General features: G+C 48.1%; 20 protein-coding genes. 9 read left to right on the forward strand and 11 right to left on the reverse strand.

Annotated elements, in window-relative coordinates; translation table 11 throughout:
* Positions 1–347 precede the first annotated feature (347 nt).
* A complete protein-coding gene (locus tag JJU34_RS06485; protein ID WP_228691515.1) occupies positions 348–1,676 on the forward strand; it encodes a Gfo/Idh/MocA family oxidoreductase in 1,329 nt (442 codons plus the stop codon).
* 92 nt (positions 1,677–1,768) lie between these two features.
* Here JJU34_RS06485 and JJU34_RS06490 read toward each other — a convergent pair whose 3' ends face one another.
* Positions 1,769–2,356, reverse strand: a complete 588-nt coding sequence (locus tag JJU34_RS06490) for a tRNA-(ms[2]io[6]A)-hydroxylase (protein WP_228691516.1) — start codon at positions 2,354–2,356, stop codon at positions 1,769–1,771.
* Positions 2,357–2,693: 337 nt separating this feature from the next.
* On the opposite strand from JJU34_RS06490, the gene JJU34_RS06495 reads away from it, so the two are divergent.
* Entirely contained in the window at positions 2,694–3,947 is a 1,254-nt protein-coding gene (locus JJU34_RS06495) for a glycosyltransferase (RefSeq protein ID WP_228691517.1), read from the forward strand.
* A gap of 99 nt (positions 3,948–4,046) precedes the next feature.
* On the opposite strand, the gene JJU34_RS06500 is transcribed toward JJU34_RS06495, so the two are convergent.
* Both JJU34_RS06500 and JJU34_RS06505 read right to left on the reverse strand, forming a co-directional pair.
* On the reverse strand, positions 4,047–5,084 hold the full coding sequence (locus JJU34_RS06500) for a branched-chain amino acid aminotransferase (RefSeq protein ID WP_228691518.1): 1,038 nt from the start codon (positions 5,082–5,084) through the stop codon (positions 4,047–4,049).
* An 8-nt stretch (positions 5,085–5,092) separates the two neighbouring features.
* Positions 5,093–5,626 (reverse strand): YfiT family bacillithiol transferase, encoded by a 534-nt coding sequence (locus tag JJU34_RS06505; protein ID WP_228691519.1) that lies wholly within the window; start codon positions 5,624–5,626, stop codon positions 5,093–5,095.
* 98 nt (positions 5,627–5,724) lie between these two features.
* Here JJU34_RS06505 and JJU34_RS06510 point away from each other — a divergent pair, with 98 nt between their 5' ends.
* The gene (locus JJU34_RS06510) at positions 5,725–7,155 is read left to right on the forward strand and encodes a PLP-dependent aminotransferase family protein (RefSeq protein WP_228691520.1); all 1,431 of its coding nucleotides are present in this window, start codon (positions 5,725–5,727) and stop codon (positions 7,153–7,155) included.
* A gap of 65 nt (positions 7,156–7,220) precedes the next feature.
* Here the strand turns inward: JJU34_RS06510 and JJU34_RS06515 are convergent, their stop codons facing one another.
* From JJU34_RS06515 to JJU34_RS06540, 6 genes are all read right to left on the reverse strand, one after another.
* Positions 7,221–7,763, reverse strand: a complete 543-nt coding sequence (locus tag JJU34_RS06515) for a hypothetical protein (protein ID WP_228691521.1) — start codon at positions 7,761–7,763, stop codon at positions 7,221–7,223.
* Between the two features lie 196 nt (positions 7,764–7,959).
* On the reverse strand, positions 7,960–8,493 hold the full coding sequence (locus tag JJU34_RS06520) for a hypothetical protein (protein WP_228691522.1): 534 nt from the start codon (positions 8,491–8,493) through the stop codon (positions 7,960–7,962).
* A 102-nt stretch (positions 8,494–8,595) separates the two neighbouring features.
* Entirely contained in the window at positions 8,596–9,405 is an 810-nt protein-coding gene (locus JJU34_RS06525; protein ID WP_228691523.1) for a DUF1080 domain-containing protein, read from the reverse strand.
* A gap of 157 nt (positions 9,406–9,562) precedes the next feature.
* Positions 9,563–13,081, reverse strand: a complete 3,519-nt coding sequence (locus tag JJU34_RS06530) for a PVC-type heme-binding CxxCH protein (protein ID WP_228691524.1) — start codon at positions 13,079–13,081, stop codon at positions 9,563–9,565.
* 187 nt (positions 13,082–13,268) lie between these two features.
* Positions 13,269–14,492 (reverse strand): GDSL-type esterase/lipase family protein, encoded by a 1,224-nt coding sequence (locus tag JJU34_RS06535; RefSeq protein ID WP_228691525.1) that lies wholly within the window; start codon positions 14,490–14,492, stop codon positions 13,269–13,271.
* Positions 14,493–14,670: 178 nt separating this feature from the next.
* A complete protein-coding gene (locus JJU34_RS06540; RefSeq protein ID WP_228691526.1) occupies positions 14,671–15,555 on the reverse strand; it encodes a glycoside hydrolase family 16 protein in 885 nt (294 codons plus the stop codon).
* A 231-nt stretch (positions 15,556–15,786) separates the two neighbouring features.
* Between JJU34_RS06540 and JJU34_RS06545 the strand changes: the two genes are divergently transcribed.
* The 6 genes from JJU34_RS06545 (at position 15,787) to JJU34_RS06570 (ending at position 21,788) form a co-directional block, all read left to right on the forward strand.
* Positions 15,787–17,097 (forward strand): dienelactone hydrolase, encoded by a 1,311-nt coding sequence (locus tag JJU34_RS06545; protein WP_228691527.1) that lies wholly within the window; start codon positions 15,787–15,789, stop codon positions 17,095–17,097.
* 55 nt (positions 17,098–17,152) lie between these two features.
* Positions 17,153–17,617: a DUF4440 domain-containing protein gene (locus JJU34_RS06550; RefSeq protein ID WP_228691528.1), complete on the forward strand. Its 465-nt coding sequence runs from the start codon at positions 17,153–17,155 to the stop codon at positions 17,615–17,617.
* A gap of 74 nt (positions 17,618–17,691) precedes the next feature.
* Positions 17,692–19,062, forward strand: coding sequence for an SLC13 family permease (locus JJU34_RS06555; protein WP_228691529.1), 1,371 nt, complete (start codon positions 17,692–17,694; stop codon positions 19,060–19,062).
* Between the two features lie 35 nt (positions 19,063–19,097).
* Positions 19,098–20,066: a D-erythronate dehydrogenase gene (denD, locus tag JJU34_RS06560; RefSeq protein WP_228691530.1), complete on the forward strand. Its 969-nt coding sequence runs from the start codon at positions 19,098–19,100 to the stop codon at positions 20,064–20,066.
* Between the two features lie 9 nt (positions 20,067–20,075).
* On the forward strand, positions 20,076–20,828 hold the full coding sequence (locus JJU34_RS06565; RefSeq protein WP_228691531.1) for an SDR family oxidoreductase: 753 nt from the start codon (positions 20,076–20,078) through the stop codon (positions 20,826–20,828).
* A 204-nt stretch (positions 20,829–21,032) separates the two neighbouring features.
* The gene (locus JJU34_RS06570; RefSeq protein WP_228691532.1) at positions 21,033–21,788 is read left to right on the forward strand and encodes a TIGR00730 family Rossman fold protein; all 756 of its coding nucleotides are present in this window, start codon (positions 21,033–21,035) and stop codon (positions 21,786–21,788) included.
* Positions 21,789–21,796: 8 nt separating this feature from the next.
* Here the strand turns inward: JJU34_RS06570 and JJU34_RS06575 are convergent, their stop codons facing one another.
* A complete protein-coding gene (locus JJU34_RS06575) occupies positions 21,797–24,862 on the reverse strand; it encodes a PVC-type heme-binding CxxCH protein (RefSeq protein ID WP_228691533.1) in 3,066 nt (1,021 codons plus the stop codon).
* 61 nt (positions 24,863–24,923) lie between these two features.
* Positions 24,924–25,346, reverse strand: coding sequence for a hypothetical protein (locus JJU34_RS06580; RefSeq protein ID WP_228691534.1), 423 nt, complete (start codon positions 25,344–25,346; stop codon positions 24,924–24,926).
* Between the last annotated feature and the right edge of the window lie 247 nt (positions 25,347–25,593).

Raw genomic sequence — 25,593 nt, forward strand, 5'->3', positions numbered from 1 at the left:
TAAAAATTTGTCAAAATTTTTTTTTGGAGTAGTTTTTTGAATTTTATAAAGTACAGAAAACCAAATAAATGTAGTTTTTTTTGGGATCATGGAATCAGAAAGCTGTATTTCGTATTACATTAAATGTAACTAGGTGTGGGGTCTGTTCGAAAAATACCAATACGTGTTGTTGGATAAGACGTTTTGCAAGCACCACAGGAAGGGCCGGCTAGCTCTCAATCTTTTTGAATAGTACGATATTCCCTCTGGTACGTATATTCTAAAAACCAAAGTTCATTTGGCACGAGGAATTATGGGAAATCATGCCTATTTTGGCAATTAATCACAACAATAAACCAGTTTGAACAATGAGTGAAAATAAAAAAAAGCAACTTTCCAGAAGAAACTTCCTAGGAAAGGGACTTTTGGGGGTTGCCGGCGCAGGAGTACTACCCAGCCTATCCGTAGCTAAGGGATCCGGGCCTGATGCACCGGCCCTGCAAACCTTGCGCCTGGGCCTGATTGGGTTAGGCCGTCAGAATAATGGCATGATGGGTAGTTTTATCACCATTCCCGATGTGGAAATTGTCGCGGGCTGCGATGTATACGATATCAAGCGGGAACGTTTTAAGCAACGGGCTGATGCCTATTACAAAGAGCAAGGCAAAACTGTCCAAGTAGAGGTGTATGAAAATTACCACGATCTACTGGCGAGAAAAGATATAGACGCAGTCGTGATCGCCACGCCTGACCATTGGCATGCGCTCATCGCCATCGATGCCTGCAAGGCCGGCAAAGACATATACCTAGAAAAACCCTTGACTTTTACCATTCGAGAGGGACAGGAGTTGGTTAAGGCGGTGAGACAAAACAACATCGTATTGGCTACAGGATCTATGCAGCGCTCTTATGCCAATTTTCAGCATGCCGTGCGTATGGTTCAGAAGGGCAGAATCGGAAAGATTTCCAAGGTCTATGCTTGTTCCGGTGGGCCGCCAAAACCTTTTGACCTGCCAGCGGAACAAGTCCCCGCGGGTTTGAATTGGGAAATGTGGCTTGGTCCGTTGAAAGCGGATATTCCCTATAACCACGAACTCAATCCTCCCATCAGCATAAATCCACCCGAAAACGAGAAGTTGTGGGGTGCATGGCGTTGGTATAAAGAAACGGGTGGGGGATTGACCACTGACTGGGGGGCGCACATGTTTGACATCGCCCAATGGGGTATAGGAATGGATCGAAATGGTCCAGTGGAGATTATACCTGCCGGCTACCAAAACACCCAATACTTGACCTTCAATTATCCCAACGGCGTAGTAGTGACCGAACAGCCATTTGATGAAAAAGAATCTCGTGGTTGCAAATTCTTTGGTGCTGACGGTTGGATTGAAGTGACGCGAAGTAGCTACAACGCGTCAGATCCTTCGTTGTATCCTGTACTCGAAAATGAGAAAGATATGTCAGGCGGGGGTAGCAGGGCCCATCACGTTGATTTTATCGATTCAGTACGAAGAAGGAAAGACCCGATTGCGCCCGTGGAAGTGGGGCATAGCACCTGCGTTACCTGTACGCTGGGTAATATCGCTTATGAACTGATGAGGCCGGTAAAATGGGATCCTGCAAATGAAAAATTTGTAAACGACCCCGAGGCAGAAAAACACATGCACAGGGAATACAGGGCCGGGTACCGACTATAGGATAGCCTATTCTGCCACATACGTACCATCGAACAAAACGGGATCCGCGAGCTTTGCTGGGCAGATCCCGTTTTTGTCTTTGGGACGAGTGGTTAGTGCAATGCCGCGCGAATGGGTAGGTTTTGAATGACTTCCCCCTCAAATTCCATCATTTCGTGTAACCGACTGTACACCGTCTTTTCGTCAAAATACGCCAAAGCGAGTTCTACAAAAATATTTCCGTGTTTTGCCTCAGAGGTCCAAAGCATTTTATAGAACCGTTTGAGCTCATCGTCTTGCTGTGCCTCTGATACCATCTTAAATCGCTCGCAGCCCCGACATTCTACGATTGATCCGAGTAGAAGCCTGGACATAAACCGGGACTCTGGCGTGCCACCATGGGTTAGGGGCATCAGTTGCTTGATATACGGATCTTCTTTCATATCGGCATTTAGGGCAACACCCCTTCGCTGCATCAACTCAAATACCTGCTGGAAATGCTCCAATTCCTCGATGGCTGTCTCGATCATGTCGGGTATTATTTTTTCCCGGTCCGGGTACTTGGCTATCAGCGAGGTGGCCATGGCAGAGGCCTTTCGCTCACAATCTGCATGATCCTGTAAAAAAGCATCAAAATCAGCCATAACAGCCTCTAGCCATGCCCCTGAAGAGGGAACCGTTAAATCGATGGAGTATTTCATGTGTCTATAATTGATTTTTCAATGGTCACATGGAATCTCGCATGGCGGATAGTCATCCCAGTGTGTGTCGCTTGCGTCATGCTCGATTTCATCTGTCTATTATTGTTTTTACAATATGCAAAACCCACCACGTTGTTCGGATCATCGATTTGCCGCGTGATAGGGTGTCTGTTTGATACTCAATTCAATATGCTTCGTAGCCATCCTGCTCGATATTCAAAGATATTAAATCTTTGCTGGTATCAGGCAGGAATAGTTTTTAGTGGTTTGGTGCGGTTTCTTGTTCCAATAAGGGTAATTTAAGAACTTCGCAAACTATGCCACCGGAATGTTAACCATGGATCAGCAGATGGAAGATATCCTTCGTACCTATGAAGGCAGGTTTGACGTCAGGCCTGCTTTTTTTAGGGAAAAGCCTCCAGAGAACCTGTGTTTGGTGATCGCCATCCCATGTTTCAAAGAGCCGGATGTGATTTCCACGCTGGACTCCCTGAAAGCCTGTGTGCCGCCATCTGGGGACGTGGAAGTGATTGTGGCCGTGAATGCGCCCGAAAGCGCAGCGGAGGACGTACTGCAAGCGAACCAGCAAACGCTCCAACAGCTTGATTATTGGCGGAAAACAAACCGCTGCTCGTATCTTAAACTGCTAATAGTAGGAGAGGAAAAGCTGCCTGACAGGTCGGCAGGGGCGGGATTAGCCAGAAAACTCGCCATGGATGAAGGTTTGCGTCGCTGGGTGCAAGCAGGTGAAGATGGTCCAATTCTGTGTTTGGATGCCGATTGTGTGGTTTCTCCGGATTACCTGGTAGCCGCGGAAGAAGCATTTTCCCAAAAACAGGTCAAGCTGGGTCACTTTCAGTTTAGCCATACCTGGAGGAATGAGTCGGACCGGGCCTTGCAGACCGGGATAATAGCCTACGAGCTGCATCTACGGTGTTTTATTCAAGGATTGAAATGGGCCGGCTACCCCTTTGCTACTCACACCGTCGGTTCCTGCATGGCAGTAAGGGCTTCTTCCTACGCTCGCTCAGGGGGTATGAACAAGCGTAAGGCCGGAGAAGATTTCTACTTTATGCACAAACTTCTCCCTTTGGGAGGCTATGCCGACCTATCCGCCACCGTGTTTCCGTCCTGCCGCGTTTCAGACCGGGTACCCTTCGGCACCGGCAGGGCCCAACTGGAATGGACCTCCGGGCAGCGAGGCATGCAAAGCTACTCTATAGAGGTGTTTCTGGTTCTAAAGACTTTTTTTAACCTCACCAGTGGGTTCTTTCGTCAGGACATCGATGGACTGGTGCTACCTTCTCCATTAAGGGGGATATTGGAACGGCTGTCATTTGGTCCACGGTTAATCCAATTCCGAAAGGAGTCTAAAACGGAGTCGATATTTTTCAAGAAATTTTGGACTTGGATGGATGGATTTATGGTGTTGAAATTGGTACATCACCTAAGGGACCATGGCTGTCCGAATCAACCCATCCTGAGTGTATCGGAGCAGCTGATTCGCTTCTACCAGCATGAGTCAGTACCCATAGACCTGGAAATACCACGCTTACGGGAGGATTTATTGCAGCTGATTAACCGTTCTTAAACAGGTTTATTTTTGGGATTGGTTTTATAGTGGGAATTGGTTTCTAATTACCTGTTTTTTAGGGGAATTACGCTGCTTTTCCACTCCTGGTGGTTTGGTTTATAGGATGTGGTTCCAGCCAAATGAGTCACTGGTTGTTCCTCTACGAATGCTTTGAAGAAGGGCTTTTAGTTTAAACATTTTGGAGTCGGGCTGCGTACTTGGATAGGCAACGGTGCCCCGGTAGTCTATGGATTCAATGGGGGATATGACCGCGGCGGTACCTACACCAAATACTTCTACGTTTCGACCCGCTTCGATCCATTGCATCAGTTCGCTCACTTCAATGCGTCGCTCATTTACGGATAATCCAATAGACGGAGCCAATCGCAGAATGGAGTCTCGGGTGATGCCTTCTAGAACGGTTTCACCAGCGGGTGGTGTGATCAAGCTGACGCCATCCAAAATGACCATCAGGTTCATGGTGCCGGATTCCTCAATGAAACGACGTTCCGCGGCATCTAACCAAATGATCTGATCATAGCCTGCTTCTTTGGCCAATCGCTGAGGCAATAGGGAGGCTCCATAGTTTCCGCCATTTTTGGCAGCGCCTGTACCACCTTTTGCCGCGCGAATAAAGTCTGTTTCTACTTTGACTTTTAGGTTTTTGCTGTAATAGGATCGCATGGGTGAGAGCAATATCATAAATAAATACTCCTCGGAAGCGTCCACGCCCAGTCGGGCTTCGGTGGCGATCACGCAGGGACGTATATAGAGGGAGTAATCGGGGTCATCAATGATCCAAGACTCCTCTGTTCGAATTAGTGCCTCCATGCCCTCCATGAAAAGACCCTTAGGCAAAGCAGGCATCGCCATGCGGTAGAGGGATCGGTTGATTCGGTCATGATGGTCTGACAAACGAAAAATATGGATAGCACCATTTTCCATGCGATAGGCTTTTAGGCCTTCAAATACGGTTTGCCCATAGTGAAGCGCCATGGCAAGTGGTGAGATACTGAGGTTGCCAAACGGTAGGATCTCGTATTCCTGCCACATTCCGTCCCGGTAAATCGCCGTGAGCATATGGTCAGTAGCTTGAACACCAAATGTAAAGTTTTTAAAATCAAAGTCGGGCTTGGAGATAGGAGTAGGTTGCATAGGATAGATCAATAGATGTGGCGTGGGTTATGTAGTAAATTGAGGTGGGCTAGGTGATGATTTCCGTGCCATTGATATAACAGGGTATGTGTCATCAGTGAGGTAGTTTGCTGATTCTCTGGGTGGAAAAACGTTCGTTTCCATTGACTTTCGGATAGCGATGTCAGCAGGGCGGACCAATGACTGTGAATTCCCCGTAACAAGCCCAAAGACACTTGTGGGTCTAATCGATAGTCAGGGAGCTCTGCCCAAGCGGCCTCTAGGTAGGGTTTGATGCTGGGATTGGATTCGGTAAGCGCGAGCTTCAGCCGCATTAGGGCATTCATGTGACTATCCGCAAGGTGGTGAACCACCTGCCTGACCGTCCACCCGTTCGGTCTATAAGGTATATCCCATTTGTGTTCACTTAAACGGTTCAGGGCATCCTCTACTCGTTGGGGGAGGGTACGAATGTCAATTATGGCATTTTGCAGGGCATCCGACGTAATCACCTCGGGGATTTGGCATTTGCCAATAGGAAACTTCAACGATTCTTGTTCCATTAGAGAAATACATTTAACACCTCACAAAGTAACCCCCTTTTTGTGAAGGGTTACAGATACATTTTTTATTATATTTGATGGGTACAGTTGTTAACAGCATGGAGCAGCATTTGTATTTGTCTCTTGCAGCCTCTTTTGAAAAGCAGATTGCAGGTGGTTTACTTAAAGCAGGAGAGAAGCTTCCGTCCATTCGGAAAGTCAGTGCCTTGTATGGGGTGAGTAAAAACACCGTAATACAGGCATACCTCACCTTGGAAAGCCGGTCACTGATCATTTCAAGGCCTCAATCTGGGTTTTACGTGGGGAGCGGCGTGGATTTTCGACTTCCGGTTCCGGACAAAAGCCAACCCTCGGCATTATCTGCTCATCAGGAGGCGGACGGATTGATCGGCAAAGTTTTTCAGCAGCTTACGAACACCCGCATCACGCAACTATCCCTAAGCGTACCGGCACCTTCATTTCTGCCAATTTCCAAGTTAAATAAGTGCTTGTCAAAGGCGATGCTCAACCTGCCATCCGGCGGTACAGGGTATGGCGATATTCAAGGCAATATGCGTCTGAGGTCATTGATATCTAAGCGGGCCTTCACCTGGGGTGGGGATTTGGATTCGGGTGACTTGGTCATCACGGCGGGAGTAATGAATGCCATATCCTTTGCACTGATGGCCCTCACCAAACCCGGCGACTCGGTGGCGGTCGAAAGTCCGGTTTACTATGGCATGTTGCAGTTGGCCAAGCATCTTGGACTGCGGGTAATTGAACTGCCTACCCATCCGCTGGAGGGGATTGACTTACAGGCATTGGAAACGATCTTACCGGACCTGAATGCGCTGTTATTGGTGACTAATTTCAATAATCCCTTGGGAAGCAGTATGCCTGAGGATCGAAAGAAGAAGTTGGTGGAAATGATAACGGCCAATCAGGTACCTCTCATCGAAAACGACTTGTACGGGGAAGTATATTTTGGAGAAAAGCGTCCAAAACCCTGCAAGGCCTTTGATCAGCAGGGCTGGGTGCTGTGGTGTGGGTCGTTTTCTAAGACACTTGCTCCGGGGTACCGGGTAGGTTGGATTGCACCGGGTAGATACTTACGGCAGGTTCTGCGGCAAAAGGCCTTTCATTCGCTTTCCAGCACGACTTTGACGCAGGAAGCCGTGGCTGAATTTATGGAAAATGGAGGCTACGACAAGCACCTTGTGACATTGAGAAAGCGTCTATTCTCGAATAGAGAGCATTTTATCCAAAGCATTGGTGCATACTTCCCGGAGGGTACCAAAGTAAGCCGCCCACAGGGAGGCTTCGTGCTCTGGATTGAGTGCCACAGGAGCATCAATACGGCTAAACTATACGAAGCTGCGATGGCCCAGGGAATAAGCATCGCACCGGGACGGATGTTTACCCTTCAGGATCAGTTTCACCATTGCATGCGTTTGAGCTTTGGTTTGGACTGGAACGAACGGTTGGAGCAAAAGCTACAGCTTCTCGGCAAGCTCGTCAGCGAGTTTACTTCACCAAATGAGCCTAGCTAATCATTCCTACGCAGAAGGAAGCCTGAAAAGGGTTCACTCCCCTGATTTTTGCGGACGAAGCGCGATCAAAAGACATAGCCGATTCCCGCTCCTGCAAACAAGGGCCAAAATCCATTTTGGTTGTAGATGGGGGTTAAATTGACCTTCCACGAAATACCGCCCCCAACGGGAATACGCCTATAGCCAAAATTCAAGGTTCCCATAGCATTTGGTGAGCCGTTTATCGGTAGAACAATCTCGGTTCGGTCCCGTTGATAGGTTCCTTCGCAGGAAAACTCATCACAGTTCCATACATAATAATTTGACTTAAATGCCATGAAGGTGACACCTCCTCCAATCTCGAAATAGTGTGGGCCATTTCCAAACAGTCGGTTGACCTCCAAGGGCAACGAAAAAAAGCCCGACTCCTGAATCCAATATCCACCTGCACCCACCTTCATGCCCCACGAATCCAGTCGGTTTTTATCAAAGCGGAAATCGTAATTGAAGGTATAGATCAATCCGGTTCCGCCTACTTCGAAATATACGGCTTGGTGCGGTTCAGCGCCTTGCTGGGCGTGCAGTTGGATGGAGCCCAAAAGTAGCAGGCAAAAGAGAAGGTTTTTCATCTGTTTATAATTTGTTCTTTAACGGTCAGATGGAATCTCGCACGTATTACAATCGTTCCTCCGTGTGTCGCTTGCGTCGTGCTCGATTTCATGTGTCTATAATTGATTTTTCAATGGTCACATGGAATCTCGCATGGCGGATAGTCATCCCACTGTGTGACGGCTACGTCATGCTCGATTTCATCTGTGTTTAAAATTAAAATGCATAGCCGAAACTGATACCCGCAAATAAAGGCCAAAAACCGTTGTGATTGAAGATCGGCGTAAGGTTTGCCCGGAAGGTAAAGCCACCGTTTTCCGGCACTTTACGATAGCCCATATTCAGGGTACCCATAAAAGCAGGAGTGTCGCCGGAATCCAGGATAAAGTTGAAATTTCGCCATTCGTAACTGGTATTCCCCCAGGTACTTCGGTCCCGGTAATGAATAAACGTAGCACCTCCACCCACTTCAAAGAAATGCCTTTTTTTTCCAAACAACCTATTTACCTGTATAGGAAGGGTTAGAAGGCTTTCGGAGCTGGAATAGCGTTTGGTGGCCCAACCACCTGCTCCCACGCGCATCCCCCAGGATTGTTGATCCGTCTTGTCAAAGCGGAAATCGTAATTTACCGAATACGCCAATCCGGCTCCTCCCAGTTCCAAATAAATCGCTTGGCCTGCGGCATCCTGGGCTTGCGAGGCACCAATCAACGTAAGAAAAACAAGTGTGGATAGGATAGCTTTTGTCATGGTGGATTGATAAATTTAGTTAGGATTTACGTGAAAAGTTTTCGAATGTTTGAGACGGATTTTGGCCTTCAAAGTCGCTAAAATCCCAGGGAAAAAGATAGGCTATAATTCTTTGATACGAATATCCCGGAACTCTACCCCCTGACCCTCTGCCTGCAAGCCAATATAGCCTTGCGTGAGCGGAGTACCATCTATTTTCAGGGCAGGGTCATACCGGTTAGCCACTCCACCGCCGACCTGAGGTCGGGTATACTCAAGCACCGTCTCTCCGTTTACTTGGTGGATTACCAGCGAGTCTCCGTACACAATTAAATCTGCCCGTACCCACTCGTCCCAGGCGAAGGTGGGTGAGGAGGAATTGATGCAGTGCCGGGGATCCAATTCTCCCTGAAAGAATACGTCGGTTCCGGGAGAGCACATATTTCCGGTCGGACGGGGTACGCCCGGCTTCTCTTCTGCTAGCATCTGGTACTCAACAGAGATAGGCCAATCCTGTTCCTTTAAGATGGTTTCCGGAGCCTGAGAATGGAACATCACCCCGCTATTTCGAAAAGTATAGCTGGGAGCATCTTCCATCCACTGATCCGTAAAGCGGTATTCAAAGGTGAGGTGGAAATTGGAAAACGGCTGCTCGTAAAAAAGGTGGCCATAGCGTTCGTCAAAGGTATCGTATTCGTCGTAGTTTACCTGAATCACGTCGTCTATTACCCGGAAGGTATTTGCGTAGTTTTCTCCCACTTCGTGATGGTGAAATTTGGGTATCCACCCTTCCAGGTCCTTGCCATTAAATAAGACCCGCCACTCGTCTTGGCGAACCTCCTTAACCTCATTGGAAGCGGACTGGTTGCATGCAGCTGCCAGTAAGCACAGACAGGTGAGGAATACGCGGTGGATAGGCTTTGTAGTACGCATGGTTACTTTCGCAATTAACATTGAGAAGCAAAGGTAGGAATTTGAATGGTTTTTTTCTCATATCCCTTCATTCCAGTGTTAAAGATGGATGTCCATGTCCCTGTATGTTTGCGACAAAGTCATAAGCAGATCTCGCAGTATGGAATGAATCTACCGATTATCTACCCATCGTAAGACGGGTCTGTGCGGCACCGCTAGCTGTTTCCTGCAATTGTATCTTCAGGCCTCCGTCGGCGTGCATCGTCCGGTCTATGGCCATTGTAAATTGGTGTTTTCCCTGCGGAAGGCTGACGGTTGCAAGTTGGTCTTCGATAGGTACCGATTTGTTCCCAGCCCATAGGGCTAATCCTCCAGCAAGATTTACCTTGAGGCCAATGTTTCCTTCTGTGAGTACTTCGATTTCAAATTGTACCATGCTTTGCCGTTTACCGTTCCCCAATTCAATCGCAGGCACTTCATCCAATGGCAGGTCTCCGGCTACTTTACTGTAGTTAGCACTCATCCGGAATCTGTACTCACTCGAGATAAGCGCTTCTAATCCATCAGATTCCCATCGCTGAATGAGGTCAGGGTGGCTAGAAGCAGTTCTCCAACGACGTACCAATCGTTCGTTTGGTACCCTATAGTTGCCGGATTCGCCGAGCTTGGACAGGTAGCCTACCAAGTCGATAAACTCCTTACGCTCCAAACTTGCAGTTAGACCTGGAGGCATTAGGGATCCTGGAACGTTTTCATGGGCACTGACTAAGGATTTTGGGATGCTTTCCTCCATACCCGCTACGTTTCTGAGCACAATTTCACTGCCGCCGTCGCTTACCAGGTATCCCATCACGACCGAACCGTCGCTTTTTGTGATCTTTTGTAGTTCGTAACCCTCTTTGATGGATTCTGCGGGATCTACGATGGACTTGATGATATTGTCAATGGGTGAGCTGGTTCCAAGTGAGCTAAGGTCAGGACCGATCAACCCGCCGGCACCACCGATGGCATGACAGGTCTGGCAGGCCAGGGCGCTCTTGCGGTAAATGACCTCGCCAAGTTCAGGGTCTGCGGTATTTTTCACTTGCTGCACCAGGGCATAAACCTGATTATCGCTAAGCTGCTGTGGCATGCGCTCTGGAGGCAATACACCACCCGATTCTTCCAAAGCCTTTCTTAATGCTTGGCTCACGTGATTATTTTGGCGAAACCAGCTAATCTGCCTCATGGACTGCCTGCCCAGTTTAGCCATTTCTGCAGGAATACGTTGTTTTTCAAGCTGTGCGGTCAATGCAGAGACATAGTCATCCTCTCCCATAAACGCACGGAACAGTTCGGCCGCATCCCGGTCTTCTGGTTGTGATGTAAGCAGTCTAACACTCAACTCAGCGGCTTTTGCTGGGTTCACCTGCACCAATTGGGCGGTGGCTAGGAATCGAATTTCTGCTGTTTTGCCCTTTTCAGCCATATCCAAGAGGAGCTGATGACCCTTAGGGTCACTCATCATGGCCAGTGTTCCCAAAGCGGCGGTTTTCACCTCCCGGTCTCCAGATTCGATGAGTGAAACCATCCTCATGATCAGTTCTGTGCGGTTCCAAAGACCAGCCAACTGCAGAGCGATCGTAGAAACCTCCGGATCATCATGTTCTACCAACGTACCTATTCTTCCCGGTTGATTTTCTGGGAATAATTTCCGTTGATTGGCCGCCTGTCGCAGCGCCATGAGCCTAGCGGTGGTTGTTGCTTTGGAGCTACGTTCCGCGATGGTTTTTTCGAAGAGTGCGTTCAGGTCTTCCGTGCTGCCATGCCGGGCTATCGCGTTCAAAACGTCGTTTTGATAAGGCTCTGGTACTTGGCCGGATACATAAAGATTTGTAAGATGGTTTATGGCTTTTGGGCTGTTGACAGACTTCAGCGCATAAGAAGTGCGTTTGGCATCGCCCAGGAATTGGTTATTTTTATTAAACTCGGGCATCCAAGCACTTTCCAGTAAACGTACGGTATTCCATAACGCAAAATCCAGGTATTCGTCCATGGGGAAATCAAGTGCCGACAGGGCCAGTTTTGCAGCCTCCGGTTGACTGATGAATCCAAGGGCTGAAACTGCTTCAAGCCGTACCCTGGGATGGGAATCCTGAACAGCCCTGTCCAACAACCCCAATGCTTGGGGTATTTGCCGGTTCCAGGCAGCTAGTACCCGCACGCCTGCTGCTCTAGCGCCTTCGTGGTTGGCTTCCAATAAGCGGGTCAATAAGGGTATGTTGATACTGCCCCTACTCTGCGATAGCCACAATGCCTCCAACAGGTGGTGTTCGTAATCCTTTTCTTGGGCATTCAGGCCATTCACCCAGTTGGCCAGCGCATCTTCCACCCCGTCCCGGTTTTTAAGCACTTGTTTGGCCATGGTTCTGGTCCATGCTTCGGGTGCTTTCAGTGCGTCTAAGAGCTGAGCCGTCGATAAAGCAGTCAGGTTTACCATCGGTTGGGTATCCCGGCCTTTGGCTGTGATTCGCCAGATCCGGCCGTGTTGCTGATCCCTACGGGGGTCGTGGAAATCCACTTCGCCATGCTGAATGATAGGATTGTACCAATCGGCTACATAAATGGCTCCATCTGGACCCACCAAAATATCAACTGGCCTAAACCCAATGTGGTCTGTCCAGAGCAGATCATCCGCTTGATTGGAAACGAAACCGCTTCCTTGGTCTTCCAACACGAACCGGTTGATGCGGTTTGCCCGGAAATCGTTGGTAATCAAACTTCCGTCCCAGGATTCCGGCAGATGCCTACCAGAAACCACGTCCAAGCCGCTGTGCTTTGGCTGTCCGGGGTTCAGACCTCTGACAATGCGCTCTGCTCCGGGCGCGGTGACAAAGGTGGCCTCCGGAAAAGCGAAATTGATGCCTTCTCCTCCAGCACCGTCTGTTAAGAAGGACTGCCCCCAACGGTCAAACTGCAGGCCCCAGGGATTTATCAGACCCTTGGCATACACATTTAACTCCATGGTTTTGGGGTTAAACTGCCAAACTCCCCCGCCCTCCAGACGGCGTACTCCCCAGGGCGTTTCTACGTGGCTATAAATGTAAATGGACTGATTGAAATACATCAATCCGTCGGGCCCCCAGCGGAACGTGTGAATCAAGTGGTGGGTGTCTCCGGTACCGAATCCAGTGAGAATTCGCCTTCGGACATCCGACTTCCCGTCTCCGTTGGTATCTTTCAGGTGCAAAATCTCGGTAGAGTTGGCCACGTAGACCCCTCCATCTCCTGGCAATATACCGGTTGGGGCGATGAGTCCTTCGGCAAATATCGTCGATTTGTCCGCCTTACCATCTCCGTTGGTGTCTTCCAATACATAGATCCTGTCATTAGCGGTCTCTCCCGGCTTCAAGTGAGGGTATACGGTACTGCTTACCACCCACAGCCTGCCTTGTTCATCCCAATTCATCTGAATGGGTTTGATTACCATGGGTTCAGCCGCAAAAAGGTCCACCTCAAATCCATCCGCGATCTGAAAAGATCTGAGCTGTTCCTGTACGTCAGGGGAGGGGATGTCTCTCAGGCTGTTTTGGGCGTAACCTGGTAGGTAGGTCAAAGATATCATTAAGCAAATGTGGCAAAGTGCCCATTTCCAACGGAAAACCGATAGGTACGTACTGACCACTGACGCTGTAAGGGATGAAGTAAGGTAGTTCATCGGACTATTGTTTATTTTTAAAGGTAAAGGCCCCGGTTTTTCACTGGGAAGTAAATCCTGCATCGATAGTGGATTTCTCCTTTGGCTCGTTGGAGCGCTTATCAGACGCTTGATTTGGTGATTTTAATTAAGATGATTTTTCTGAATCTTATTCAAGAGACTTAACCAATCATCAGGCTGTTGGTTTTCATTTCACAGGCTTAAGCTCATAAAGTACTTGGCTGGGCTGCTTTGCCGCGGTAATTTGGCCTTGCAACCAAGTTAAAACTACGTTAAAATCCTCGAGGTCTTTTACGTGCCGGCCCTGTTCGTACTCCCGAAAACCAATGATGTAGGTACGGTTAAGCGGTCGATATTTGAAGAAAAAGACTTCATCTTTTTTATTCAATAGCTGACGCAAATGATCGGACTGGGCCCAGGTGCCGCCCTGGGCTAAAGGCAGACCTGAAGCCCAGGCATTTGCCGAAGCCGAAGCCACGATTTTGCCGTTTGCGGTTAGGGAATAAAAGCCTTTCTTTAGGCCTTTTATCGTAATGACCGGTGGTTGGATAGATCCATCAGGGGCTTGGGTAGGTAGAGGTTTTGGGAGAATGGGTTCATCGACCCGAAATACCAATTGGCCTGTTTTGAGATTCGAGCTTTCCATCTGTACCGTGTATGGGCTTTCTACTTTTCCATCTGCGCTGATGAGAATATTTCCGTTGCTGTGCGTAAGTCCCAGCGCTTTTTCTATCACATCGCTCAAGTGATAGTATCCGGATTCATTCAAATGAACGCCGTCATCTGAAAGGGAAGCGCCGATGGCAGAAAGCGGCTTTATGAGATCTATAAAGACGCTTTCGTGTTTTTGCGCAAAACGGGCAAGCTGATCTGCGTAACGTGTCAACTCCTGATTTCGTTGCTTGAGGAATTCATCGGACGCACCACCGAACTGAGGAATGGGAGACAAAAAAATAACCTGACTATTTAGCTCCTGGAACGTGGTCATGAGCTTTTCGAGTCCCTCTTCAAATGCCTGAATCCCAGAGGGCCCTTCGTGTGCCTCCACCGATCCATAGGCAAGAAATACGTGGGTCGGATTTGCCTCTTTAATTTGGCTGATCAGAAGCTCAAACGGTGTAGGTGGTGAAGTATAGTAGCTACGTGCATCTCCATGCACATTATCCCCCGACCAGCCTAGGTTGCGAAACGTAATACTGCGTTCTGGCCAATGCCTGGAAAGACTAAATTCCAGGTAGTTGTAAAACTGTTCATTCTCTGCCAATGCACTTCCGAGGAGGACTACACGGTCTCCACGTTGGAGTTCGAAGCCTGATATTTCCGACTGTGCTGACGCTTTGTAAGAAAGGACTACGAGAAGGGCCGCAAAGAAAAAGCGAAACTGCGGTGCCTGCAGGAAGATTTTAAGCATATCGTGAGGATGGTTTCTTTTGGGCAAACGGAAGGAAGTAACGCTGCTTATCACCCTCTAAGGCTTCCGCAAAGGCTAAATCCCTGTCATTAACAGCTGCAATATCTAAAAAGATGCGGATTTACCATTGGATTTTTGTGCAATTTATTTGAGGGGTACCACGAGTGGATGGACCACGCTAAGGCTTTTTTTGGTAGATCCTCACGTAATCAATTTCATAGTGTCTTGGAAATTCGGTGCCGGAAGGGTCTCCGCCGTTTTCTCCAATCGCCAAGTTCAGGAGCAGGTAATGAGGTTGCCGAAACGGATTGAACCCATCAGGATTAACCGTTTCATCCAGGTTTACTTCGTTTAGGAGTTTACCGTCTAAGTAGATACGGATGTATTCAGCTGTCCAATCCATCTCCCACGTATGAAAACGGTTTACCCAATCCGGATCTCCGGCACTGATTTCGCTAAAGGGAATCTTCACTTCATCCCAGGCAGCCCGTTTGTCTACATGAGCCCAGGCCGCATTGGCGAGTATAGTTGGTTCACCCTCTACCAAGTAATATTCCATGATATCAATCTCTCCGTTTGCTGGCCAGCCTTGGTCTTTTCCGAGTGTCCAGATAGCGGGCCACAGACCAACTGCGGTGTCGATTTTTGCGCGCACCTCTACCCAGCCATATTGAAATTCTACCTTGCTACGGGTATGCAAGCTTGAGGATGTGTATTCAGCAAATTCCCGGTTCAATCGCCAGTCGGAATGGGAGGGGATGTAGCCAGGGTTCTTTAGCCATTCCCGCCTACCGGTGATGATCAGTTTTCCGTCTTTGATTTCTGCGTTGTCTTCCTGATACCACTGATGTTCCCGGTTTCGGACAAAGCCAATTTCATACGACCAATGGTCGGAGTTGGGTTTGCCATTCACTTCAAATTCATCCGACCAGCGTAACTCGTACCCCTCTTTTTCCGGGGTAGAAGTGGAGTGGAAAGCCTGTTGAGCAGCTAAATTGGTAACAGCGAAACACAAGGAGCAGCTCTGTAAGCCGATGGCTATAATCTGGTTTAGATTAATCATTTTAAATAACTGAAATGTAATATGTTAAAATTCAAATTTTAGACAAGACTAAAATTTCGATTGCATGTGTTTTCACTTTTTTTGCGTCACTTTATGTCCATTGGAAGCACTACTTAAAGCCTAGGATCATTCGTTCTTTTGCGCTCGTAGTGGATGGAATAGTTCGCGTATTTTAGAATAATTTGATTTACTTTGCCAGTATAAGCTATCCTATCAACAAAGAAAAGACGTATGCCTATTAACGGTCCGAAAAATTTTATGTTCTTGGTGTTTGTCCTTGTTATGTCCATGGCAGCGTATGGACAGCAAACTGACTTTGTATATGGGGATGCGTTGCCGGATGCACCGGAGTTGGCCCACAGGGGAACGTATTCCGTTGGTGTGCGAACCTTGGAATGGACCAACCCGGATCAAGTAGATGTGCAACAAGCAACTGCTGATGCCCAGCCCACCTATGAGCGAAAGATTACTGTGGAGATCTGGTATCCCAGTATGAATGGTTCGGGAGATGGTACCACGTTTTACGATGAAGTGATGGGAGTAAACGGTGATCCCAACAGGCCATTGATTCCTTTTTCATTTACCGGACGTGCCACACGGGATGCACCAGCTGTCGTTTCAGTAGCTCCTTTTCCATTGGTGATTGTGTCTCACGGATACCTTGGTTCCCGGTATTTGATGACGTATTTAACGGAAAATCTGGCCTCCAAAGGATACGTGGTGGTGTCCATCGATCATCCCGAGTCTACCTTTCGGCAGCCTGGTAAATTTACCAGTACGCTGTATTATCGGGCGCTGGATGATTTGTTTGTATTGGATCAAGTGACCAAGCTATCCGAGCGTTCTTCGGATAGTTTTCTTTCCGGCCTAGTAGATGTGAATCGTACGGCTTTGGTCGGTTATTCGATGGGTGGATACGGGGTATTGAATGCCGCAGGTGCGGGGTATAGTGCCAGTATGGGGCGCATGTTTGGTCAAATGAGTGGTGGCAGTAGGCTAATGGAGGATAGGGTTTCTGGCGCCGAAGGCTACGTTTCCCTTGCCGATCCGCGGGTCAAGGCCATTGTGGCATTTGCTCCTTGGGGGATGCAACGTGGTGCTTGGGATGAGAAGGGTCTCAAGGGAATTAGTGTACCTACTTTTATTGTAGCTGGAGATCAAGACGATATATCCGGTTATGAGGATGGTGTTAGGGCGATTTACGAAGGAATAACCGCAGCGCAGAAATACCTGTTGGTATATCAGCATGCACGGCACAATGTAGCCCCCAATCCACCGCCGGCAGCAGCCAATGGCCCAGGGATAAATCCAGAAGAGTATATGCGGTATGCTGAGCCCGTATGGGATGAGCGAAGGATCAATAATATCAATCAACACTTTCTTACGGCCTTTTTGGGCGTTCATTTAAAGGGAGAAAGCGCGTTGTCGGAGTATTTGGACCTGACAGAAAATTCCCTGGAAGAGACCTGGAAAGGCTTTAGACCAAGAACCTCCATAGGGTTGGAGCTTTATCAAGATAAGCCTGGGGAAACCAAGCAGTAAGTAAGCAGAAGGATAGGGAGGGTATACAGGAGCAATTGACGAAATAACCATTAAGATGATCAAACGATATGTATGGATAGCGATGGGTGTCTTCCAAACTGCTTGGCTGTTTCCAGCACAGGCACAGGAGGCATCCGTACCACCGGCGGTTGCTACAGAGCTTACGCAGTTAATTGACCTGTATTCAAAAGCAAGGGAGGAGCAGGATACACTGCTTCTCAAAGCCATTCTTACCGAAGACATCGACCAATTGGTGTCTTCTGGTGAGTGGCGACTGGGTTTGCGGGTTGCTGTAGAAGGGATGCAGCGAAGTTCGTCGATCAACGAAGGTACCCGTACCCTAACGGTCGAGAGGATTCGTTTGTTGGATCCTCAAGTCGCCTTGATAGATGCGCGGTACATCATTAATCCTTCCGATGGAGGGGATGCACGAAAGATGTGGAGCACGTTTATCGCGGTGTACCGTGAAGGGAGGTGGCGCATCGCGGGGATTCGGAATATGCTGCCAACTGGAAACTAACCCTAAGTCCTAAGGAGGCTAAACGGATGTTGGGTTTTTTTGGTGTTTGGCGGTTTTTTTTCTTTCTTTAGCCAATGGATTTGATCGTACATTCGGTCTATTGGCCTTTCTTCCTTCTTTTGTCCAGTGTACTATTGGTTATCTTGCTGATCGGCAAGCTGAAAGTCCACCCTTTTTTTGCGTTGATGCTGGCGTCGCTGTATGTTGGGATGTTCACGCCAGGCCTTTCTTTGCTCCCCGGTCAAAATTGGATCAATACGGCGTTGGAACTGCCCATGATCGAATTTGGGGTCATGGCTGGAAAAATTGCTTGGGTGATTGCGCTTGCAGCTATCATCGGTGCCGCCATGTTGGAAAGTCGGGCCGCGGAGCGGATTGTCAATGATCTATTGCGCTATTTGGGAGAATCGCGGGCTGCATTTGCCTTGCTGTTGTGTGGGTTTATCCTTTCCATTCCTGTTTTTTTTGACACGGTTTTTTTTCTGCTGATTCCATTGGGGATTGCCCTCGCACGTAAAACCGGAAAGGATTACGTCTGGTATGTCTTGGTCATTGGAGGTGGTGCAGTGATCAATCACAGCATTGTACCCCCAACACCGGGCCCGTTGATCATGGCAGAAACGCTCTCTCTAGACCTTGGCTTGGTGATATTGGCAGGTTTGATTGCGGGGATTGTGCCTGCCGCATTGGTATGGATAGTAGGTAAAAAAATAAATGAGCGTTTGCCTTTACCTATTCGTATTCAAATAAACAAAGAAACGAAGGTGAGCACGCTCCCTGGTATTGTACTTTCACTGTCTCCTATCGTATTACCGGTTGGTTTGATTGCCTTTTCTTCTGTGGTTTCGGTACTTGTAGAGGAGGTTCCAGCCTGGGTAGCGTTTTTGGGTAATAAAAATACGGCCATGGCATTGGGCGCTGTCGTTGCGGTCTATTTGTGGGCAAGGCAGCAGGGTTTAAGTCGATCTCAGCTTTGGCAAAAAGTCAACAAGCCTTTGGAAATAGGCGGCATGATTATCTTGATTACGAGTGCAGGAGGGGCCTATGGAGCGATGATAGGCCATACAGGGATTGGTGAGGTTATCAAATTGCTAGCCGAGGACTTTCATATTCATTATATTCCCCTGGCTTGGCTGATTGCAGCCATCTTTAAGACTGCGCAGGGCTCGGGAACCGTAGCCATGATTGCGTCATCCTCCATCATGGCTGGCATCATGCAAGCGGGCCCCGTGATGGATTTTCACCCCATCTACCTGTTGCTGGCCATGGGTTTTGGATCGGTATTTCTATCTTGGATGAACGACAGCGCCTTTTGGGTAGTAGCACGGATGAGCGGTTTTTCGGAAAAGGAAACCCTAAAAACGTGGACTTTTCTTTTGGCAGTAATCGGAATAGTGGGGCTGTTGCAGGTTATGCTGGTGGCATGGCTATTTCCATTGTTTTAATCAAATGAATCATAAACGCAACAAATAGAAACGATATGCATGCAGTAGTCATTGGTGGAGGAGGCTTCGTGGGAAGTCGATTGGCCCGGGAGTTGGTAAAGGTTGGGGCCTTTTCTCAAGGAAAAATTACCAAAATCACCCTCATGGACAGGGAGTTTCCGGAGGAGCTGCTCAATGAGGGGAGTTTTCACTTTGTGGTCGGTGATTTTAGTGAAGAACAGGTTATTCGACCGGTCTTAGAGCAACGCCCAGAGCTGATTTTCCATTTGGCGGCTGTGGTAAGTGGAGAGGCGGAGAAGAATTTTGAGCTGGGGATGAAGGTAAACCTACATGGATCCCTTCAATTATTAGAAATCTGTCGGGAATTGGCCCATAAACCGCGAGTGATCTTTGCGAGCTCCTGTGGCGTGTTTGGTGGGGATGTTACGCAAGTAGTTGCGGATACTACTGCACCCAAGCCCAGGAGTTCCTATGGTACCCAAAAGGCCATAGTTGAGTTGTTGGTAAACGACTATTCGCGCCGGGGTTTTGTTGACGGGCGAACGCTCCGTCTACCCACCATCACCGTGAGGCCGGGTAAGCCAAACGCTGCCACTTCTTCATTCTTAAGCGGCATAATCCGTGAACCCTTACATGGAGTTTTGGCCACGTATCCGGTATCGGAGGATTCAGCGTTTTGGCTTTTATCCCCTAAAAGGGTGGTGCAAAATTTCATCCATGCTGCTAAATTAGGGAGTGACTTGCTAGGGGATGACCGCATTATCACACTACCCGGAATTACGGCTTCTGTTGGACAATTATTGGAGAGCTTGCGACAAGTGGCCGGCGAGGAGGTTGCCAAGCGGGCCGTTTACGAACCAGATGCTTTTCTACAAGGGATTGTGTTAACCTGGCCACCGAATTTTGAACCCACAAGGGCATTGGAGTTGGGTTTTGTAAGAGACGCGTCCACCGAAGAGATCATCCGCAATTACATCGAAGAAGAAGGTGTTTCTGTCTATTAATAAACGAAAATGAGTCAAACAAAAAAAGTAGCGTTGGTGACCGGCGCTGGGTCGGGCATTGGTAGGGCCGTATGTGTAGCGTTAAGTGAAGCTGGATGGAGCTTGGTGCTTGCAGGAAGGAGGGAGGCACATCTAAACGAAACGGCTGGGCGTTGTTTGGGGGTGGAAACCCTGGTGGTTGCTTCGGATATAACGTCTCCAGCAAGCGTCAAGAGATTGTTTCAGGAAGTGGAGATGCGTTTTGGAAGACTGGACCTTCTTTTCAACAATGCCGGTGTGAATGCGCCCTATCTGCCATTGGAGGATCTGCCCTTTTCAGAATGGCAGCGGGTGGTAGAAACCAACCTAACGGGTGCATTTCTTTGTACTCAAGAGGCATTCCGTCTTATGAAGAAGCAAGATCTAAAGGGCGGCCGGATAATCAACAATGGCTCTATTTCGGCGCATGTACCCAGACCCCTGTCAGCGCCCTACACGGCGACTAAGCATGCTGTAACCGGACTAACCAAGGCAACCTCTTTGGATGGTCGCCAGCATGGCATCACTTGTGGTCAAATAGATGTGGGCAATGCAGCTACGGCTATGACCGAGAAAATGTCGTCTGGAGTTTTACAAGCAGATGGTTCGGTGAAACCGGAAGCGACCATGGATATGGCCGATGTGGGGCGTGCGGTGGCTTATATGGCGAGCCTACCGGCAGATACCAATGTGCCCTTTATGACCATTATGGCCAATGAGATGCCTTACATGGGTAGGGGATGACCGGTTTGGGAAAAAAGGTTTAGGGAAGGGGTGTTTTTAAGCACGGTACCGTCGTCAGAACCAAAGATAGGGAACTATCGTTTGATGTTGCACCCAATTAAAGAGAAAACTATGGGGAGGTAGAACCAATTCATCGATTATGCGTTCTTAAAAAATGCCACTTTTCGAAACGATGTGTAGTAAACGATTAAATTTGGAGCTGATATGATAAAAAGACAAGAAAAGAGCGTAATACCCTTGGTGAATCCAGAGGAGGAGGCATTTTTTGCGGGGCCTCAAAGTAGGATCAAAGACCTTAAGTTCAGTTTGAAGGTTTTGATTGAATTTGTTCGTGGGTTTAGGACGCTACATTTTGTGGGGCCTTGCATTACGGTTTTCGGTTCCGCCCGCTTTGAGGAACACGATGATTTCTATCAAATGGGTGTTACGGTGGGAGAACGCATCAGTAAATTAGGCTTTACCGTGATGACGGGCGGTGGTCCGGGAATCATGGAAGCAGCCAATCGCGGGGCAAAAAATGCTGGTGGTAAGTCTGTCGGGTGCAATATCGTATTGCCCTTTGAGCAATTTCCAAATACCTACTTGGACCGTTACATGGACTTTAAGTATTTTTTTGTTCGAAAGGTATTGTTGTCAAAGTACAGCTATGGTTTTGTAGTGCTTCCCGGTGGATTCGGCACCTTGGATGAGTTTTTCGAAGCGCTTACCTTAATACAAACCGAGGTGATGAAACGATTCCCTGTGGTGTTGATGGGGACGCAATTTCACCGGCATATTTACCAGCATATCCTGTACATGGCAGAAGTGGGCACCATCAGCAAAGAGGACATAGATCTTTTTCTATTGACCGACGATGTGGATGAAATGGAGCAACACCTTCGCAAATATGCCATTGAAGGTTTTGGATTGAAACGACGTGAACAGCCGGTGCCCTCTCCTCTCTTAGGTGAACGATCTTGACCTGTTTTTTATTCGGAAAGATACGCCACTAAGTCTTGGATTTCTTGAGTGCTTAGTTCCTGAAGTAAGCCTTCTGGCATGCTTGACCATTGCATAATGTTACTGGATTGTACCTTGTTTTCAGGGAGTATAATGACCTTTCCCCCGTGGGTAGGTTGTAGGTAGATGGTGTTACCTTCCTGTTTGGTAATTCGTCCTTCCAAGATTCTGCCGTCTGTGGTCTGGAATTGGTACGTTTCATAGCCTTCACGGATATCCGCATTCGGATCTACTACATGGAGCAATAGGTACTCTTTGTTACTCAAGTCATACCCACTCAAATCCGGTCCTAGCAAACCACCCTCTGCATTGAGCCGATGGCAAGAAAGGCATGTGTTGCGATAAACCAGCTTTCCAGCGGATGCGTCTCCGTTACTATTTGCAAGAATTCCGCTCATCCGCCGGATTTCAGTTGTTTTCTTGTCTGATGTCCACGGCATGCTTTTGGGCCAGAGCTTCGCTACTTTTTGGGTTACCTCTTCATCGTTCAGCAGTAGAAATTTTCTCGCCAGTAAACCGGGCACATCTGTCGCGTGGATGGTACGTGTTTCCTCGATTTCCTTCAAAAAATCTTTCGCCCATTTGTCGCGCACCGAAAATAGATGGATAGCGGCTTCGCGTACGTAGGCATCCGCACGAATGGCCGGGTACAATTCGGCAAGGGTTGTTCCGATAATGGGTTCATTGTAAGCTTCGGAGGCCTGAAGGGCCGCTTGTTTGATAGCCGAAGACGGGTCCTTCTGAATGAGGCGCAGCAGAATCGGAACGGCCTCGGATGCGTCAACTTCACCCATCAGAGTGATATAGTTCAAACGTAGTGGTAGGGGGGCTTCCTGATTTTCCATAATACCCAGCGCTTCGGTTATTGCCGTTTTATTACCTTGCCGGATGGCGAGGGTAAGCGGGGCATTGCCCGTATTTCGGTAAATAAGGTCGATGCTGGCTTGTAGCTTATCCGGGAGATGCAACGCGGTATTTCCACGCAAGCCTTCCATGATACCGTTTACTACCAATGCTTCCAAGGCGTTGTTTCCTGCAAGTTCCAGTAGTTTTTCGCAGGCTTCCAAATCCAGTGGTTCCCCCGACATGGTCCATCTTTGTGCCAGACGACCTACTAGTGCTGTCGCAACTAGGGGCTGTTTCCAAGATGACTTTTCACGGAAAAGGGTCAATAGCCCATCTCGGTCTTTTCCAGCAATGCTTTCTGTAGCCCACCAAATTTGCAGAGGTAGATCCGGATCGTTTTCCAAGTCTTCCCTGACTACAAGCTTTTGGATGATGGGTATGGCGTGGGGCGCAGGTAATCTTTTTGCAGTAGAGGCTAGTTGGCTCAGCACCTCGAGTTGCTTTTCGGATGCGGCTAATTCGGCAATCTTGCTAGCTATGCCATCAGCTACGTGCATACGGTCTCCTAATAGGCGTACGGTCCACATACGAACATAGGGATCCGTATGGGAGAGCGCTTCAAGGGCCTGCTCGTCGGTCAACCCACCGGATGAGTGAAGTGCCCACAATGCTTCTAAGGCGAGTTGACCCTCGGATGTCTTCAACAGGTTTTGCAGGGGTAAAATGGCCTCTCTATCCTTTCGGTCACCAAAAATGCGCTGGGCCTGCTGTCTATACCACTTGTTGTCATGCGAAAGGAGTGCGATCAGTTCCTTGGTAGTAAGTAGACTGAGATCCCCAGTTCTATAGCCGTGACTGTCACCTTTGGGACTCAGCCGGTATATTCTTCCGCTGCTTTTATGCCAGGTGTCTCTGGGGTCAACATGCGTAAGACGACTATCGTACCAATCTGTAAGGTAAACTGCGCCGTCCGGGCCGGTTTTGATATCGATAGGCCTGAACCACTTGTCTGAAGACACGAGGGAGATATCCTCGTCAACTACCTGAAAGGAGGAGCCCCAGGATTCTAGCCGGGTTAGCTGCACGTAATTATGGAGGGGGTTTAACGCAAGCAGTTTACCCCGATACCGTTCGGGCAATAAACCGGCCTCATAGCGAATCATGCCATGAGTAAACCGCTTTTTTTCTCCTTCCAGGGGCATGTTGGGTAAATAGCCAAAGGCGTAGGGGTTGGTAAGTGGCCCATGTTTACCCCAGCTTTTGACATAATATCCACCCTGCTTATAGTAAGGCCCCCTGTCCGATCCGTTGGACCCGGAGAATATCCGCCCTTTACTATCAAATTCCAAGTTAAACGGATTGTTGCCGCCTCCTTCGGCAAACAGTTCAAAGGTTTCCGATTCTGGATGAAACCTCCATACAGCCTGGCCTAGAAAGCGAACGTCCTTGCTTTGCTTTGTCTGAATATTGGATGTAGTGGTGCTTCCTTGAACGCCGTAAAGCCAACCATCGGGCCCCCAAGTCAGGCTATTGGCGATGGCATGGGTGTCTTCCAGGCCAAATCCGGAAGCATGCACCGTCGGATCTGCGTCTGGAATGCCATCGTCGTTTGAATCAGGGTAGGAAAGGAGGTAGGGGGGGGTTAGTACCCAGATTTTTCCTCTGCCTACCAAGACAGAAGTTGCGATGTTCAAGCCAGTGATTGCGTCGGTAGACTTGTCAAAAACACCGTCTCCATTTGTATCTTCAAAGAAGGTAATTTTATCCGCTCCCTGCACCCCTGAAGGTGGTGCATCGGGGGTTTTGTCAAAGGTAACACGGGTATGGTTATCTATAGAGGTAACTTTAAGTCCTTTTGGATAGGGATATTGATTGTATTGTACCACCCAGAGTCGCCCTTTATGGTCGAAATTCAATTCAACTGGCTGCACGATTTCCGGCTCTGCCAGCACCAAGGATATTTCTAAATCGAAGGCAGGCTTAAAAAGCGTAAGTGCATCTTCCGGAGATGAAGGGAAGGAATTGGGATCAGTCACAGCGCCTCTTCCCTGAAAGTGCTTCATATATTCTGCCACTTCTTTATTTGCGGCGTACTCGTTGACCCAGTCTTCTTTTTCTTTTTTGCATCCCTGTGATACTAGCAGGATCGCTAGTAAGGATAGGAAATGTCTTTTTAAACGCAACATCATCACTAAAAGTAGCGAAAAAAGATAGATAAAAAAAGGCCGGTTCGATGACCGGCCATTCTGTTTAAGCTTTCGCTTCTCTCAACCATTTCATGAGAGTCTGGTAAGTGATATCGTTTTGCTTACAAAACTCTACCTTGCTCATGTCGGCTGCGTCCGCTTTACTCCAAGCCTCCATCAATGCAGCTTTCTCTTCATTGGTGTAGGTTTTTCTGGTTCGTGTACCGGTTTTCTTGCCACTGTCCATACCAAAAATATGGCTAAGCAAATCAAAGAATTTCGAAACATCCGCTTTAGACTCGATACCCATCTCTTTCAAATATTCGATGGCTGAATCATTTGAATTTTTGATAGCAACTTTCTTTCCGCTTTTATAAGCCTCTTCAACAGACTTATATCGCTTGCCATCTTCATCTTCATAAACAAACGGTGACTCATTAGCCAGTAATTGGCTGTACTCTTTAACAAACTCCTTAATATTTCCCATAAGTGATAAAGTAAATTAAGATTGATTATACAAATTTATAAAATTGATGTTAACAAACAATAGTCTTTTCATATTAGATTTTAGTTTCAGCCTATATTTATATATTTTAACATTGTCCAACCAGATATATTGTGTGTCTGTTCCGGAATCCCCGTTTTTTTGTTGAAGTAATGTCAGTGTTCTTTCGGTGGCGCTATATTGGTTTGAATAGCGCGATCGCGAAAAACCAAAAATAGATTTTCAAATT

It is taken from the genome of Lunatimonas sp. (assembly GCF_020832325.1).
Lineage (GTDB): Bacteria > Bacteroidota > Bacteroidia > Cytophagales > Cyclobacteriaceae > Lunatimonas.

What these genes read in the sequence shown, in the direction of transcription:
- JJU34_RS06575 (WP_228691533.1), bottom strand. Translation starts at nt 24,862, where the DNA reads ATGATGTTGCGTTTAAAAAGACATTTCCTATCCTTACTAGCGATCCTG.
- JJU34_RS06535 (WP_228691525.1), bottom strand. Translation starts at nt 14,492, where the DNA reads ATGCTTAAAATCTTCCTGCAGGCACCGCAGTTTCGCTTTTTCTTTGCG.
- JJU34_RS06500 (WP_228691518.1), bottom strand. Translation starts at nt 5,084, where the DNA reads ATGCAACCTACTCCTATCTCCAAGCCCGACTTTGATTTTAAAAACTTT.
- JJU34_RS06510 (WP_228691520.1), top strand. Translation starts at nt 5,725, where the DNA reads ATGGAGCAGCATTTGTATTTGTCTCTTGCAGCCTCTTTTGAAAAGCAG.
- JJU34_RS06485 (WP_228691515.1), top strand. Translation starts at nt 348, where the DNA reads ATGAGTGAAAATAAAAAAAAGCAACTTTCCAGAAGAAACTTCCTAGGA.
- JJU34_RS06570 (WP_228691532.1), top strand. Translation starts at nt 21,033, where the DNA reads ATGATAAAAAGACAAGAAAAGAGCGTAATACCCTTGGTGAATCCAGAG.
- JJU34_RS06555 (WP_228691529.1), top strand. Translation starts at nt 17,692, where the DNA reads ATGGATTTGATCGTACATTCGGTCTATTGGCCTTTCTTCCTTCTTTTG.
- denD (WP_228691530.1), top strand. Translation starts at nt 19,098, where the DNA reads ATGCATGCAGTAGTCATTGGTGGAGGAGGCTTCGTGGGAAGTCGATTG.
- JJU34_RS06505 (WP_228691519.1), bottom strand. Translation starts at nt 5,626, where the DNA reads ATGGAACAAGAATCGTTGAAGTTTCCTATTGGCAAATGCCAAATCCCC.
- JJU34_RS06530 (WP_228691524.1), bottom strand. Translation starts at nt 13,081, where the DNA reads ATGAACTACCTTACTTCATCCCTTACAGCGTCAGTGGTCAGTACGTAC.
- JJU34_RS06565 (WP_228691531.1), top strand. Translation starts at nt 20,076, where the DNA reads ATGAGTCAAACAAAAAAAGTAGCGTTGGTGACCGGCGCTGGGTCGGGC.
- JJU34_RS06545 (WP_228691527.1), top strand. Translation starts at nt 15,787, where the DNA reads ATGCCTATTAACGGTCCGAAAAATTTTATGTTCTTGGTGTTTGTCCTT.
- JJU34_RS06520 (WP_228691522.1), bottom strand. Translation starts at nt 8,493, where the DNA reads ATGACAAAAGCTATCCTATCCACACTTGTTTTTCTTACGTTGATTGGT.
- JJU34_RS06515 (WP_228691521.1), bottom strand. Translation starts at nt 7,763, where the DNA reads ATGAAAAACCTTCTCTTTTGCCTGCTACTTTTGGGCTCCATCCAACTG.
- JJU34_RS06580 (WP_228691534.1), bottom strand. Translation starts at nt 25,346, where the DNA reads ATGGGAAATATTAAGGAGTTTGTTAAAGAGTACAGCCAATTACTGGCT.
- JJU34_RS06490 (WP_228691516.1), bottom strand. Translation starts at nt 2,356, where the DNA reads ATGAAATACTCCATCGATTTAACGGTTCCCTCTTCAGGGGCATGGCTA.
- JJU34_RS06525 (WP_228691523.1), bottom strand. Translation starts at nt 9,405, where the DNA reads ATGCGTACTACAAAGCCTATCCACCGCGTATTCCTCACCTGTCTGTGC.
- JJU34_RS06550 (WP_228691528.1), top strand. Translation starts at nt 17,153, where the DNA reads ATGATCAAACGATATGTATGGATAGCGATGGGTGTCTTCCAAACTGCT.
- JJU34_RS06495 (WP_228691517.1), top strand. Translation starts at nt 2,694, where the DNA reads ATGGATCAGCAGATGGAAGATATCCTTCGTACCTATGAAGGCAGGTTT.
- JJU34_RS06540 (WP_228691526.1), bottom strand. Translation starts at nt 15,555, where the DNA reads ATGATTAATCTAAACCAGATTATAGCCATCGGCTTACAGAGCTGCTCC.